At 75.6% G+C, this 14,567-nt stretch carries 11 protein-coding genes; 3 read left to right on the top strand and 8 right to left on the bottom strand.

Annotation, left to right across the window (positions count from 1 at the left end; all coding sequences use genetic code 11):
- Window positions 1-32 precede the first annotated feature (32 nt).
- From GA0070214_RS09830 to GA0070214_RS09845, 4 genes are all read right to left on the bottom strand, one after another.
- Window positions 33-3,281 carry a non-ribosomal peptide synthetase gene (locus tag GA0070214_RS09830; RefSeq protein WP_091261672.1) on the bottom strand — a complete coding sequence of 1,083 codons (3,249 nt, stop codon included), beginning with the start codon at window positions 3,279-3,281 and terminating at the stop codon, window positions 33-35.
- Window positions 3,282-3,371: 90 nt separating this feature from the next.
- Complete coding sequence (locus tag GA0070214_RS09835) at window positions 3,372-4,634, bottom strand: GNAT family N-acetyltransferase (RefSeq protein WP_091261673.1); 1,263 nt, start codon at window positions 4,632-4,634, stop codon at window positions 3,372-3,374.
- 26 nt (window positions 4,635-4,660) lie between these two features.
- Entirely contained in the window at window positions 4,661-6,061 is a 1,401-nt protein-coding gene (locus GA0070214_RS09840; protein ID WP_091261674.1) for a condensation domain-containing protein, read from the bottom strand.
- Between the two features lie 36 nt (window positions 6,062-6,097).
- A complete protein-coding gene (locus GA0070214_RS09845) occupies window positions 6,098-6,385 on the bottom strand; it encodes a phosphopantetheine-binding protein (RefSeq protein WP_091261675.1) in 288 nt (95 codons plus the stop codon).
- Window positions 6,386-6,777: 392 nt separating this feature from the next.
- On the opposite strand from GA0070214_RS09845, the gene GA0070214_RS09850 reads away from it, so the two are divergent.
- From GA0070214_RS09850 to GA0070214_RS09860, 3 genes are all read left to right on the top strand, one after another.
- Entirely contained in the window at window positions 6,778-8,175 is a 1,398-nt protein-coding gene (locus GA0070214_RS09850; RefSeq protein WP_091261676.1) for a salicylate synthase, read from the top strand.
- Window positions 8,157-9,308, top strand: coding sequence for an epoxide hydrolase family protein (locus GA0070214_RS09855; protein WP_091261677.1), 1,152 nt, complete (start codon window positions 8,157-8,159; stop codon window positions 9,306-9,308). The genes GA0070214_RS09850 and GA0070214_RS09855 overlap by 19 nt, the downstream gene beginning before the upstream one ends.
- A 113-nt stretch (window positions 9,309-9,421) precedes the next feature.
- Window positions 9,422-10,663, top strand: a complete 1,242-nt coding sequence (locus GA0070214_RS09860) for a cytochrome P450 family protein (RefSeq protein WP_091262055.1) — start codon at window positions 9,422-9,424, stop codon at window positions 10,661-10,663.
- A 122-nt stretch (window positions 10,664-10,785) separates the two neighbouring features.
- Here GA0070214_RS09860 and GA0070214_RS09865 read toward each other — a convergent pair whose 3' ends face one another.
- The 4 genes from GA0070214_RS09865 to GA0070214_RS09880 form a co-directional block, all read right to left on the bottom strand.
- A complete protein-coding gene (locus GA0070214_RS09865; protein ID WP_091261678.1) occupies window positions 10,786-11,196 on the bottom strand; it encodes an SgcJ/EcaC family oxidoreductase in 411 nt (136 codons plus the stop codon).
- A 46-nt stretch (window positions 11,197-11,242) separates the two neighbouring features.
- Window positions 11,243-12,427, bottom strand: coding sequence for an acyl-CoA dehydrogenase family protein (locus GA0070214_RS09870; protein WP_208602705.1), 1,185 nt, complete (start codon window positions 12,425-12,427; stop codon window positions 11,243-11,245).
- Window positions 12,428-12,487: 60 nt separating this feature from the next.
- Entirely contained in the window at window positions 12,488-13,291 is an 804-nt protein-coding gene (locus tag GA0070214_RS09875) for a TIGR03084 family metal-binding protein (RefSeq protein WP_091261679.1), read from the bottom strand.
- A 76-nt stretch (window positions 13,292-13,367) separates the two neighbouring features.
- The gene (locus tag GA0070214_RS09880) at window positions 13,368-14,507 is read right to left on the bottom strand and encodes a carboxymuconolactone decarboxylase family protein (protein ID WP_139141781.1); all 1,140 of its coding nucleotides are present in this window, start codon (window positions 14,505-14,507) and stop codon (window positions 13,368-13,370) included.
- Window positions 14,508-14,567 lie beyond the last annotated feature (60 nt).

Consider the following 14,567-nt stretch of genomic DNA (forward strand, 5'->3'; position numbering starts at 1 on the left):
GGGATTCGCGGTGTCGGCCCCGCGCGGGGCGGTCAGGCGGTGCCGCTCACCTCCCTCTGCGCCCGGGCGCCGTCGTCGGTCCGCGTGGCCGCGTCCACCAGCGCGGCGAGCCCGGCCAGGGTCGGGTCGGCGAGGAAGCGGCGGGCCGGCACGGTGACGCCGGTGCGCTCCCGGACGTGGTGCAGCAGCGGCGGGATCAGCAGCGAGTGCCCGCCCAGGGCGAACAGGGAGTCCTCGGGCGCGACCTCGTCGGTGCCGAGCACCTCCGCCCACACGGCCGCCAGGAGCCGCTCGGTCGGGGTGGTGGGCTGCCGGTCGCCGGGCGCGCGCAGCGACGTCGGCGCGGGCAGGCGCCGCCGGTCGACCTTCCCGCCCACGTTGCGTGGCAGCGTCGGCAGGTTGCGGAAGCTGACCGGCGGCATGAGGCTGCCGAACCGCTGGCGCAGCCGGGCCCGCCACGCGGCGGTCAGGTCGCTCCCGCCCGCACCGTCCGCCGGCTCCCGGGCCACCACGTACGCCATGAGGCGCACGACCAGGCCGCTGTGGTCGCGTACCGGCACCACCGCGCACTCGGCGACCGAGTCGGCGGCGGCCAGCGCCGTCTCCACGTCCGTCAGCTCCAGCCGGGTGCCGAAGAACTTGATCTGGAAGTCCTGCCGGCCGCGGAACTCCAGCAGCCCGTCCAGCCGCCGGCGTCCGAGGTCCCCGGTGCGGTACCAGCCGCGGTCCGGCAACCCGAGCTCCTCGTGGGCGCGCAGCGGCGTGAAGGCGTCGCCGGGCGTCTCGGCGCCCACATAGCCGGGCGTGACGTAGGGGCTGCGGACGACCAGCTCCCCGGTCACTCCCGCGGGGCAGGGCCGGTCCTGGTCGTCGACCACGAGCACCTGCCGGCCGGGGATCGGCACGCCGACGGGCACCGTCCCGCGCACCGGCCCGGTCACCTCGTGCCAGGTCGCCAGCACGATCTCGGTGGGGCCGTACAGGTTGGTCAGCCGGGCCGCCGGCAGCGCCCGGCGCAGCTCCCCGGCCAGCTCGCCGGGGAGCGGCTCGCCGGCGAGCAGCAGGTGCCGCAGCGCGGGCAGCGCGTCCCCGCGATTGCGGGACACCAGGGCCCGCAGGACTTCCCGGGCGAAGCTCGGCACGGTCTGGAAGTGGGTGATCCGCTCGTCGGCCAGCCAGCGCACCAGCCGGCGCGGGTCCACCCGCACCCGGTCCGGCACCGGGTGCAGGGTCGCGCCGGAGCCGAGCGCCGCGAAGATCTCGCAGAGCGCGGCGTCGTAACCGGGGGCCGCCCACTGGGCCACCCGGCTGCCCGGGCCCATCTCGAAGTGCGTGGCCATCCACTCGCAGAACTGCGCGAAGCCGGCGTGGGTGTGCGGGATTCCCTTGGGCCGGCCGGTCGACCCCGAGGTGTAGGCGACGTACGCCAGGTCGGGCCCGTCGGGGCCGGCCGGGACCGGCGCGGCGTCCTCCCCGGCGGCGCGGTGCAGCGCGCCCACCGCGACGGCCCGCCCGTCGAGTTCCGTGCGGTACCAGCGGGCCAGCTCGTCGTCCTCCGGGTCGCCCTCCACCAGCAGGTAGGCCGGGCGCAGGTCGCCGAGGATGAGCCGGCCCCGTTCGCCCGCCTCGCCGGCGCCGATGCAGACCAGGTGCGCGCCCGCGTCCAGGACGCCCAGCAGCACGGCCACCTGGCGGGGCCCGGTGGGCATCCGCACCGCCACCGGCGCGCCCGCCGCCAGGCCCAGGCGCTGCAGCCCCCGGGCCGTGGAGCTGGCCAGGGTGGCGAGCTCCCCGTAGGAGACGCCCTCCGACTGCCCGGCCACCGCGGTGTCACCCGGGTGCTGCTCGGCCCGGCCGTGCACCGCCGCGGCCACCGTGGACCAGCCGGTGGCGACCGGTTCGACCCGGTCGGCGGCCCGGGCCGCCGCGCGGAGCTGCTCCGGCGTCTCCAGCGGCAGCACGGCCACCGGCTGGCCCGGGTCCTTCAGGGCGGCGTCGAGCAGGGTACGGAGCTGGCCGAGCAGCGCCCGGACGGAGTCCGCCTCGAACAGCTCGGTCCGGTACGCCAGCGTGCCGGTCACCGCCGGCTCCACGGTGTCGACCTCGAGCGACAGGCCCACCGGGACCGCCCCGGCGCGCACCGGCAGCCGGCGGACGGTGGCGCCGGCGAGTGCGGGGTCCGGCTCGGGCGACTCGGGACAGGTGAACGCGGCGTCGAGCAGCGGCAGCCGCTGCGCGTCCCGGTCCACCTCCACCTCGGCCACGACGTCGGCGAAGGGCAGTTCGCCGTGGTCGAGCGCGGCGCGGCGGGCCTGGGCGACCCGGGCCAGCAGGTGCCGGAAGGTGGGGGAGTCGGCGAAGTCGGCGCACACCACCAGCGGGTTCTGGAACGGCCCCACGGTGCCGGCGAACTCCGGGCGGGGCCGCACCACCACCGGGTGCCCCACGGCCACCCGCTGCTCGCCGGTGTGCCGGAACAGCAGCGCGTGGAACGCCGCGGACAGCACCACGGCCGGGACCGTACCCTCGGCCGCGCAGACCTCGCGCAGCCGGCCGGCGGTCTCCTCGCCCCAGTCGAAGTCCACCGCCGCGCCCGCGTACCCGGAGTCGGCCGCGGGAGGCCGGTCGGCGGGCAGCGACAGCGCCGGCGGTGGCGGGGTCAGCGCGCCCCGCCACCACTGCGCCAGCCGCCGGTACGTCGGGCCGGTCGCCTGCTCCCGCTGCCAGCGCGCGAAGTCGCGGTACTGCAACGGCAGGAACGGCAGGGCCGGCTCGCGGCCCTGCACCGCCGCCGAGTAGCACTCGCCCAGCTCGGTCACCAGGATCCGGGCCGAGCTGTCGTCGGCCACCAGCCGGTGCAGCACCAGCAGCAGCTCGTGCTCCTCCGGGCCGAGCCGGACCAGGGCGAGCCGGCAGAGCGGGCCGTCGGCGTGGTCGACCACGGCCCCGGCCAGGCCGGTGCGCAGCCGCCGCGCGGCCGCCGTCCGCTCCGGCTCGGCGACGGTGGTGAGGTCGACCAGCGCCGGCGCGTCGGAGCCGGCGTCGATCGCCTGCCACGGCACGCCGTCCCGCTCCACGATGCGGGTCCGCAGCGCCTCGTGCCGGTCGACCAGCGTCCGCCACGCGGCGCACAGGGCGTCCTCGTCGAGCGGGCCGTCCACCCGGTACGCGCGGCACACCGTGTGCGCCGGCGTCTGCGCCGCCAACCTCTCCAGGAACCACAGGCCCTGCTGGGCCGCAGAGGTGACCGCCCGGACGCCGCTGCCCCGTCTGTCGTTCATCGCTACCCGCTCCTCGTGCTGTCGACGGCTCGCCGGCGCCACGTCCCGGCGCGCCGGCGGGTGCCGGGCGCCGGGGCGCGGCCGGGGGGATCAGTAGAAGTAGCTGATGTAGGGGGCCCGCTCGGGCGTGGCCATGGTGTCCCAGAGCTGGGCGCAGCGCGGGTCCCGCGCGACGATGCGGCCGCCCCGGGCCAGGTCGGTGGCGGCGGTGCCGCCGAGCAGGATCGCGCCGACGGCGGCCACGTGCATCTCCAGGTCCGGCTCGGCGGTGCTCCGCCGGCAGGTGGCCTGCCCGGCGTCGACGTCGAGGCGGAACGTCCCGTCGGTGTGGCCCTCCGGGTCGTGCACGCGCAGCGTCAACGCCCCGTCGCCGGCCCACCCGCGCGCCTCCAGCAGCGTCGGCACGTCCAGCGGGCGCAGCCACACGCCGTCGTGGCGCTGGGCGCGCAGCTTGCGCGCGTCGGTCACCCACCACGCCAGCGGGTTGTCCACCGGCGCGTACCACACCTGGATGGTGGCCACCATGTCGACGGAGAGCAGGTAGCGCCAGAGCGTCGCGGCGGCCTCGGCGTCCACGGCGAGGAAGTCGATGACCTGGAGCATGTTGCGGGGGGTGGTCTCCGGCGCCCAGTCGGAGGTGATGCGGTAGGACACGAAGCCCCGGTCCTCCACCGCGACGCAGGCCCGGGGCGCGCCGCCACCCCCGATCGCCAGCATCTGCTCCAGGCGGGGGTTCGTCGGGTCCATGGCCAGCCGGTCCCAGTAGCAGGACGGGGGGATCACCTCGCCCGGGGTCCGGGCCGCCTGCCGTTCGTACACCGACTGGGCCAGGTCCCGGGCCTCCTTGCCGGAGACCCGCCGCACGGGCAGGTCGCCGTCGGGCGCGTCGGCGCGCCAGCCCACCCCCCGCACGTCGATGTTGAGGCTGTTGTACCAGGTGGCCGGGCCGTAGCCGAAGCGCCAGTAGATGGGCCACTCGGACACGCCGCCGGCCGCGATCGGCTTGCCCTCCTCGACGGCCCGCTCGTGCAGCCGGTGGAGGGTGGCCTTCATGAGCCCCTTGCGCCGCAGCGTGGGGTGGCAGGATCCGCCGGTGCAGGCGGCCAGCGGCACCGTCCGGCCGCCCGGCAGCACCAGGTCGCGGTGCAGCGAGGCGTTCGTCGCGACGTAACCGGCCTCGTCGGTGATGGCGATGGCCCGGTGCGGCGGGTGGGTGCGCCGGTAGAAGTCCACCACCTCCGGGTCGTCACCGGGCGGCGAGGCGAACGCGCCGAGCCAGCTGTCGAGCCATTCGCCGTACCGTTCCTCGGTCACCTCGACCAGGCGCATGCCGGCGGGAAGGTCAGCGGTCATCAGAGGGGTCCCTTCGGTCGGGTCGGTCAGTTGCCGGAGGCGGCGGGCACGGCCGGGACGGCCAGGTCGGCCAGCGGCAGCTCGGGGTCGGCGATGCCGGCGCGCAGGACGTGCGTGAAGTCGGCCAGCATGGCGTCCATCGAGGACTGGTCGAACCGGTCGACGCTGCTGTTCACGGCGAAGAGCAGCTCGTTGGTCGGGCTCAGCTCGGCGGTCCACAGGATCGCGTCGTCCGGGATGTCGGGGCCGACCGGCTGGGAGACGCGCCGCTGGGCGGCCGTGCAGCCGACCCCGCCGGTGCCCTGCTCGCGCAGCACGAACGGGTTCGGTGACATCTGGAAACCGGGGCGGGCCCGCTCGGCGATCCGGTCGCCCTCCTCCAGCGCGGCGACCTCGTCGGCCACCTCGGTGGCCAGCCGGACGAAGGGCACCTCGTGCGCGAACGCCGACATGCAGCTCTCCCGGACCCGCTCGACCACCTCGCGGAAGGTCCGGCAGCCGGTCAGGTCGGTGCGCAGCGGGAACAGGTTGACGAAGTAGCCGACGGTGTCGGCCATCCACCGGCGTCGCCGTCCCGGCCCGGAGGTGAGCGTCCAGATCACCCCGTCGGTTATCCCGGTCCGGGCGAGCAGGTGCACCCGGTAGGCGGCGAACAGCACCATGAACGGCGAGCACCGCAGGGACCGGGCGAACTCCAGCGTCGCGGTGCCCAGGTCCGGGCCGAGCGCGAACCGGTCGCACCGGGTGCCCGCCGGGTCGCCCGTGGCCGGCGGCCGGTCGGTCGGCAGGGTCACCGGCCGGGCGTCGCGCAGGCGTTCCCGCCAGTACCGGAAGGACGCGGCGGCGGACACCTCGTCCGAACCGGCCTGCTGCCGGGAGACGTACTCCCGGAACTGGTGCGCCTCGCGCAGGTCGGGCTGCCGGCCCTCGCGCCGCGCCGCGTAGAGCTCGACGATGTCCCGCATGACCAGGCCGAGCGACCACACGTCCACCACCGGCAGGTGCGCCACCAGCACGACGATCCAGTCGTCGTCGGCCAACCGGCCCACGTGGACCCAGAAGGCCGGCACCTGGTTCATGTCGAAGGTCTGTCCCTCGATCTCGTTGAGGAAGTCCTCGGCCCGGTCCTGCCGCGGCCGCCCGTCGTCGGGCAGGTCGCGGACCACGAGCGTCGGCGAGCCGGGCGGCTGGACCTGTTGCCGCCAGCCGTCCTCGTCGTGCAGCAGCACCGTGCGCAGCGCCTCGTGCCGCACGACCACGTCGTCGAGGGCCGCCGTGAACGCGGCCAGGTCGAGGTCCCCGGTCAGCCGCCAGCCGCCGCTGGAGATGGGACGCGGGCCGAAGGCGCCGGTGGAGCCGTCGTTCAGGTGTTGCAGGCGGAGGAACTCCTGCTCCAGCGAGAGCGGGAACGGGGTGTCGGGCATCATCGGTCTCTTCCTCTCCGGGTGCGGCACACCCTGACGTCAGGCGGCGGGCTCGAGGGTCACGACGACCTGACGGATGAACGTGTCGAGGTCCGGGTCGTCAAAGAGCTGGTCGACCCCGACGGAGGTGATGCCGAGCTCGTCCTCGAGCCAGGCGATGATCAGCAGCGCGGTGATCGACTGCCCGCCCAGCTCGAAGAAGGTGGCGTGCTCCGCGCCCGGGGGCACGTCGAGCGCCTCCCGCCAGATGGCGGTGATCTGTTCTTCCACCGAGGGAATGTCGGTGCCGGACGCGGAAGCGCCGCCCGGCGCGGGGTGCGTGCCCATGGGCTCACCTTTCTGCTGGAGCGGGCGTCCGCGCCGCCAGGGCGCCGGACCCGCCCGCCGGCAGGTCCACAGGCCGATCGTGGCACCGCCGCTCCGGGCGCTTCACCTCCTGAATTGCCCCGACCGCCCCGTCGTTGCGCACCTTCGGAGAAGCCTCCGGCGGGGCGACGCCGATATGGTCGGATCGCTTGCCGGCTGCGCCGATTCCCTTGCCGGACAACGGATTTCCGCACTGCCGGCGGATGGATCCGGCCGCCGCGCCGCCGTGCGCACCGGCGGTGGTGGCCGGTCACGTCATCCCGGGCCGATCCCCGACTCACACCGGCACTCCCGCCCGTCGGATCGGTGCCGCGTCGACCGCGCCGCCAGGCCGGACCTTCCTGGAGGAGTAGATGGCTGGTCATCGGAAGTACCACGAACGGACGATCGCGCCGGTCGGCGATCCGCTGGCCGCGGCGGGCCTGCTCGTCGCGGCCCGGCAGGGCCGCGACCACGTGTGCTACGAGGGGCCCGAGGGGTACGCGGTCGCGCTGGACCCGGTCGCCGAGGTGGTCGCCGACCGGCGCCGGCTGGTCGTGCGCACCGACGAGGGCCGGCGGGCGGTGCCCTTCTCCGCCGCGGCGCTGCGCGGGCTGCCCACCCTGCTCGACGAGGTGCCGGTGGAGGCGTGGCGCTGCTACGGCTGGGCCGGGTTCGAGCTGGCCGCGGCCCGGGACGGGCTGGCGGAGCTGCTCGACGACGAACCGTTCCTGCACCTGATGATCCCCCGTGTCGAGGTGCGCTTCCACGCCACCGGCACGCTGCTGCGGGCGCTCGACGTGGCCGACCTGGACCTGCTCCAGGCCGAGCTGGAGAGCGCGCCGCCGGTCCGGCCGCCCGGCCGGCCGACCCCGGTGGACGACTGGGACGCCGAGGCGTACCTGCACGCCGTGGACCAGGCGATCCGCGAGATCCGCGCCGGCCGGTTGCAGAAGGTCATCCTGTCCCGCACCGTGCCGGTCGCCTTCCCGGTCGACCTGGCGGCGACCTACCAGCTGGGGCGCCGGGCGAACACGCCGGCCCGCTCGTACCTGCTGCGCCTCGGCGGTCTGGCGGCCACCGGCTTCAGCCCCGAGACGGTGGTCGAGGTGACCAAGGGCTGGGTGACCACCCAGCCGGTCGCCGGCACCCGCGCGCGTACCGGCCGCGGTGAGCTCGACGAGCCGCTGCGCCGGGAGCTGCTCACCGACCCCAAGGAGGTCTACGAGCACGCGATCTCGGTGAAGGTGGCGGTCGACGAGCTGGCCGAGCTGTGCCCCGGCGCGCCGGTGGAGGTCCCCGAGTTCATGGCCGTCCGCGAGCGCGGGTCGGTGCAGCATCTCGCCTCCACGGTCCGGAGCCCGCTGGCCGCGGCCGGCCACGCCTGGGACGCGTTCAGCGCGCTGTTCCCCGCGGTGACGACCTCCGGCGTGCCGAAGCGGGCCGCGTACGAGGTCATCCACGAACTGGAGCCGTCGGCCCGCGGCCTGTACGGCGGCGCGGTGCTCACCTACGACGCGGACGGCGCGATGGACGCGGCCGTGGCGCTGCGCACGGTCTACCAGCGCGACGGGCGCGCCTGGCTGCGGGCGGGCGCCGGCATCGTGGGCACGTCGCTGCCGGAGCGGGAGCTGACCGAGACGCGCGAGAAGTTGGCCACCATCGCCCGGTACCTGGTGGCCCGGGAACCCGATCGCGCCGCCGGCGAGCGCCGGGGGCGCCCTTCCACCGCGACCCAGGAGATGGGGGAGCCATGCAGCCGTTCCGCGTAGCCGTTCCCGAGGCGGACCTCGACGACCTGCGCCGCCGCCTCGCCGCCACCCGCTGGCCCGACGAGCTGCCCGACGTGGGCTGGGAGCGGGGCGTCCCGCTCGGCTACCTCCAGGAGCTGGCCGAGTACTGGCGCACCGGGTACGACTGGCGGGCCGCGGAGGCGCGGCTCAACCGGTACCCGCAGTTCCGCACCGACCTCGACGGCGCGCCCGTGCACTTCCTGCACGTGCGGTCGCCGGAGCCGGACGCCGTGCCGCTGCTGATCACGCACGGCTGGCCGGGGTCGGTCGCGGAGTTCCTGGACGTCATCGGGCCGCTGTCCGACCCGGCGGCGCACGGCGGCGACCCCCGCGACGCGTTCCACCTGGTGATCCCCGCCCTGCCCGGTTACGGCTTCTCCCGGCCGCTGCCCGGCCCCGGCTGGGACGTGCCGCGCATCGCGCGCGCCTGGGGGGACCTGATGTCCCGGCTCGGCTACGAGCGGTTCGCCGCCCAGGGCGGCGACGCCGGCTCGGTGATCTCCCTGGCGCTCGGCGCCCTCTACCCGGAACGGCTCATCGGGGCGCACGTGAACATGCTCATGACGTTCCCCGGCGACCCGGCCGAGCTGTCCGGCCTCGACGATGCCGACCGGCGCCGGCTGGAGCTGCTGGGCCGCTTCGACACCGAGCTCTCCGGTTACATGCGGATCCAGCAGACCCGCCCGCAGACCCTGGCGTACGGGCTCACCGACTCGCCCGTCGGGCAGCTCGCGTGGATCGTGGAGAAGTTCCGGGAGTGGACGGACTCGGCGAAGGCGCCCGAGGACGCCGTGGACCGGGACCACATGCTGACCGTCGCCTCGATCTACTGGCTGACGGCCACGGCCGGCTCGTCGGCCCAGTTCTACTACGAGGGCGCCGCGGCGGTACGCGCGGCCGCGGCCGGCGCGCCCCCGCCGCCCGTGCGGGCGCCGGTCGGGGTGGCGGTCTTCCCGCACGACATCTTCCAGCCGGTGCGCCGGTTCGCCGAGCGGGACTATCCGACGATCACGCACTGGACCGAGTTCGACCGGGGCGGCCACTTCGCCGCCATGGAACAGCCCGACCTGCTGGTCGGCGACATCCGGGCCTTCTTCCGGCCGCTGCGCTGACCCGGGCGCCGGCCCGCCGGCCGTCCCGGGTCGTGACCCTGCCGAAGCGGCGCGGGCCTCCGCCGCTGCGGCCCCGTCGACCGAGGTCCACCGAGGACACCATGGAGGAACGGATGGAACAGCGCTGCCCGTTCAGGCTGGACACCACCGGCAGCCGGATCCACGCGGAGGCGGACACCCTGCGGGCGCAGGGCCCGGCGACGCGCGTGGAGCTGCCGGGCGGGGTGCAGGCCTGGTCGCTCAACAGCTACGCGACGATCAAGAAGGTGCTGACCGACCCGCGGGTCACCAAGAGCGCCCGCAACCACTGGCCGGCGTTCATCAACGGCGAGATCCCGCCGGACTGGGAGATGATCAGCTGGATCGCCATGGACAACATGGTCACCGCGTACGGGCGGGACCACGTGCGGCTGCGCCGGCTGGTCGGCAAGGCGTTCACCCCGCGGCGCACCGAGCTCATCCGCCCGCGGGTGGTCGAGCTGACCGGTGAGCTGATCGACCGGATGGCCGCCCGCGCCCCGGGCGAGGTCGTCGACCTGCGGGCCGAGTTCGCGTACCCGCTGCCGGCCCGGCTGGTCGCCGACCTCATCGGCATGTCCGAGGAGGCCCGGGTGGAGACGGCCAAGGCGATCGACATGATGGTGGACACCACGGTGTCGCCGCAGCAGGCCCAGCAGATCCTCCAGGACTGGCGCGCCGCCATGGCGGAGCTGATCGCCGAGAAGCGCCGGAACCCCGGCGAGGACATCACCAGCGACCTGATCGCGGCCCGGGACGTCGACGGCACCCGGCTCACCGAGGCGGAGCTGACCGACACCATCTTCGCCATCCTGGGCGCCGGTTCGGAGACGACCATCAACTTCTTCGACAACGCCATCACCGCGCTGCTGACCCACCCGGACCAGCTGCACCTGGTCCGCACCGGCGCGGTGAGCTGGGACGACGTCATCGACGAGACGCTGCGGGTGGAGTCGCCGCTGGCGCACCTGCCGCTGCGGTACGCCGTGGAGGACATCGACCTGGACGGGGTGACCATCCCCGCGGGCGACCCGATCCTGGTGAACTACGCGGCGGTCGGCCGGGACCCGGCCCTGCACGCCGGCGCCCCGGGCGAGTTCGACGTGACCCGCGCCGACAAGGAGCACCTGTCCTTCGGGCACGGGCCGCACTACTGTCTCGGCGCCGGCGTGGCCCGGCTGGTGGCCACGGTGGGCCTGTCCAGCCTCTTCGACCGGTTCCCGGAGATGGCCCTGGCGGTCGATCCCGACGAGCTGACCCCGCTGCCCACGTTCATCATGAACGGGCACCGCAGCCTGCCGGTGCGGCTGACCGCGCCGGTGCCGTCGCTGTCCTGACGCCCGTCCCGCCGCGCCACCCCGCCCGATCCGGGCCGGGTGGCGCGGCGTCGTCGCGGGCGGGTGGGCGGAGACGCGAACGGGGGGCGTCGCGAGTGCGACGCCCCCCGGTACGGTGCCGGTCAGCCCGGCTGGGCCGGGCTGTTCTGGTAGGCGGCCAGCAGCCAGCGCCCGTCCTGGCGACTGAGCAGCCAGGAGGCCCGGATGGCCCGCTCCGGCGCGACGGCGGACTCACCCTCGGCCAGGACGCCGCCCTCGGTCAGCAGCAGCGCCGTGTCGGGGGAGAGGAAGCGGACCTCGAACGGCTGGCCGGTGACCCGGGTGCCCCGGTAGGGCCCGGCGAAGGCGGTGGCCATGAAGTCCCGGATCTCCGTCCGCCCCTTGCGGTAGAGGCCGGGCAGGATCATCGTGCCGTCCTCGGCGAACTGCGCGGCGAAGGCGTCGGCGTCGTGCTTCGCCCAGGCCTCGACGATGCGCTGGGGCACGGCGGCGACCGCGGCCTGCTCGGCCGTCACGGATTCGGTGGAGGTCATCTGGTTGCTTCCTTCCGGTCGGTGGCGGCGGGCGCGTCCGTCGCCGTCACAGGTAGAGCGTGTTCGGTTCGAGGCCGCACAGCACCCGGCCGTACAGCTCGGCGTTGGTGTCGGGGTTCATGAGGGCGTGCAGGTTGACGGACTGCACGTCGCGCAGGACGCGCTGCATCGGCACCGAGTCGTAGACGGAGGAGCCGCCGCTGGCGTCGGCCAGGATGCGGACCGCCTCCCGCGCCCGCCGGCAGGCCGCACCGAGCGCGGCGCGGGCCCGGGCGCGCTCCTCCAGGCTCCACTCGCCGGCGTCGTTCGCCTTGCCGTCGACGAGGTCCGTGAGCCGGTGGGCGTGGTGCCGGGCCTCCTCGATGCGCTGCACCGCGTCGGCGACCTGCAGGTGGGTGACCGGCGCCTCCGCCTGCGCGTCGTACCCGGTGTAGGTGATCTTCCGGCCGGGCAGCCGTTCGGTGAAGATGTCGAAGGCGGCCTGGGCCAGGCCGACCACCGACCCGACCGACGAGGCAGAGGCCACCGGCAGCAGCGGCGGGCGGTAGATGGCCGCGTCGGCGTTGCGCCGGCTCGCGGACTGCTGCTGGAGCACCGCGCCCAGCGGCAGGACCCGGGCGGCCGGTACGAACAGGTTGTCGGCGACCGTGCTCACGCTGCCGGTGCCGCGCAGGCCCGCGGTGTGCCAGTCGTCGACGATCGTCAGGTCCGACATGGGCACGAGGGCCATCACCGGCATGGGGCCGCCCTCGGCGTCCACCTGGACGGCGATGATCTCCTGCCACTGGCTGTGCAGGGCGCCGCTCACGAAGCCCCACCGGCCGTTGACCACGATGCCGCCGTCCGCCCGGGTCGCCGTGGCGGAGGGACTGAGCGTGCCGCAGATCCGCACGTCCGGCGTGGCGAAGACCTCGTCCTGCACCTCGTCGGGGAACAGGCAGGTCATCCAGGTGGGGATCCAGTAGACCGACGCCACCCAGGCCGTCGCGCCGTCGCCGCGCGCCAGCTCGGCGGCGACGTCGACGAGCGTACGGGTGTCCGCCTCGTAGCCGCCGTAGCGGACCGGGACCCGCAGCTTGAAGACACCGGCCTCGGCCAGCGCCTCGATCGTCTCCTCCGGCAACCGCCGGTTCTGTTCGGTCCACTCCGCCCGTTCACGGAGCGCCGGCGCCGCGGCCGCGGCCCGCCGGACGAGTTCCTCCCTGGTGGGGACACCGGTCGCCAACACCATTGCCTCCTCGAATTGCGCGGTAGCTGTGACAGGATCGGGCCGGCCGGATCGCCGGCGAGCTCATGCGGCCGGTACGGCGAACTGGCCCGGGGTGCGGCCGGTGCCGGCCGGCCCCCGGTACGCCTGGGCGAGGTCGAGCCAGCGGTCGGCCTCCGGCCCGGTGGCCCGCAGCCCCAGGTCGTCGCGGTGGCGACGGCGGGTGACCAGCAGGCACAGGTCCTCGGCGGAGCCCCAGACGGAGTTCGGGGCGTCCTCCGGCCCGAACCGCCAGCGGTCGCCGGACGGCGCCACGATGTCGAAGTGGAAGGTCGTGTCCGGCGGGGTCAGCTTCCGCGCGTGGTAGCCGAAGTCCCAGGTCCGGACGGCGAACTCCACGAGGTACCGCAGCCGGTCGGTGCGGGTGCGGCGCACGCCGAGCGTGTCGGCGATGTCCTGGCCGTGGCCGAACAGTTCCATCATGCCGGCGGCGGCCAGCACGGGCGCGGGCAGCGGGCGGACCAGCCACGGCACCACCTGCCCGGCGGGCACCGCCGCCAGCGCGCGCTCGGTCTGGGCCCGCTGGCGGCGCCACTTCACCAGCAGCTCGGCCGGGGTGTCGTGCAGGTGCGGCGCCATCGCGGCGACGACGTTGGCGTTGAAGTCCGGGCCCAGCCCGCCGGCCATCGCGGTGAACCCGTCGGGGTCGGCGGCGGCGAACCCGGCCAGGTGGAAGGTGGCGGTCAGGTGCGCCATCTGGTGCGTGATCGTCCACCCGACCGCCGGCGTGGGCAGCTGCCACTGCTCGTCGGAGAGGTCCGCCACCAGTTGGTCGATCTCGTCGCCGTCGGCCGCCAGGGCCGCGATCACATCCTGCTGCTCAGCCACCTGCTCGTTCCTCTCGGTCGGGGTCCGGCGCGCGACCGGCGGGCCAGCGCGTTCCGGACCGTCGGGCCGGGCGCGGTCAGTCCCAGGATGGTGGGGCGGCGGTGGGCGTGTCTTCTCCCGAAATGCTCGGCTGCCCGCCGCCGGCGCGGCGGAGGTCCTCGTGCAGCCGCCCGCCGGCCTGCCGGGCCGCGGCGAGGCTGGCCCACGCGCACAGCGCGACCAGCGCGGCGTCGTCGTGGCCGGCCGCCCGCACCTCGCCGATCAGCCGGTCGGTGACCTGGTAGGACGCGAGTGTGACGAGCAGCGCCAGGCGTGCCGCGGGGCGCTGCGCCGGGTCCAGCGGCGCGACGAGCGCGTCCAGTTCGGACCGGCCGACCGGTCCGGGTGTCCCCTCGCCGGCGTGGGCCAGCCGGTCGCCCACGAGCCGGCGCACCGGTTCGGGCGCGGCCGTGGCGGCGCACTCGTCGATCGCGCGGGCGGCGCGGGCCAGCGCGTCGGCGATGAGCGGGCTGCCCGCCGCCCAGGCGAGGTCGGGCGGTGCGGCGGCGGGTGGCAGCAGCGCCAGCGACCGGCCGGGCGGCCGGTCGGGGCGGGCCAGCGCGCCGAACAACCCGGCGGCGGCCCGCCGCGCGCCGCCCCGGGCCGCCGGGGGCAGGGCGGGCAGCGGCGAGTCGGTGAGGAAGACGTTCACCATGCGGTTCAGGTAGTGGAAGGTGACCGCCACCCCGATGAGCCCTGCGGACCGGGCGGCGGGGAACGGCGGCGGCGGGCGGCGGGCCGGGTCGGGTGAGCCGCTGGCCTCCGCCCATGCCGCCAGGTCGCGCAGCCGCGGGTCGGTCAGCCCTCCGGCGCCCCGGTCGACGACCGCCGGCGCGCCCGCCCGGCCCACGAGCCCGGTCAGCGTCGCGCCGTGCACCTCGACGCAGTACGGGCAGCGGTTGCCGTGCGACACCGCGGCGGCCACCGCCTCCCGGGCCGCCCGCTCGCCCGGCCCGGCGGTCAGCAGCGTCTCGCGCAGCATGAGCCAGCTCGCGGCGAGGGCGGGCGGGGCGGGGGAGTGCAGGGCGATCGGCGGGGCGAGCATGCCGAAGTCGTCGACGACCTGCCGGTAGACGTCGGCCACCGTCCCGCGGGCGGCGCCCGGCGCGACCGGCCGGACGTGCCGGACCTGGGCGAGGCTGGTCTTCCGCATGGCCCGGGCGAGCAGTTTTCCCATCGCTTCTCCTCCTGCGCCGGCCGGCCGGCGGTCCGCCCGCCCCGGCCGCCGGCCGTCGCC

The organism is Micromonospora chaiyaphumensis (assembly GCF_900091435.1).
Classification (GTDB): domain Bacteria; phylum Actinomycetota; class Actinomycetes; order Mycobacteriales; family Micromonosporaceae; genus Micromonospora; species Micromonospora chaiyaphumensis.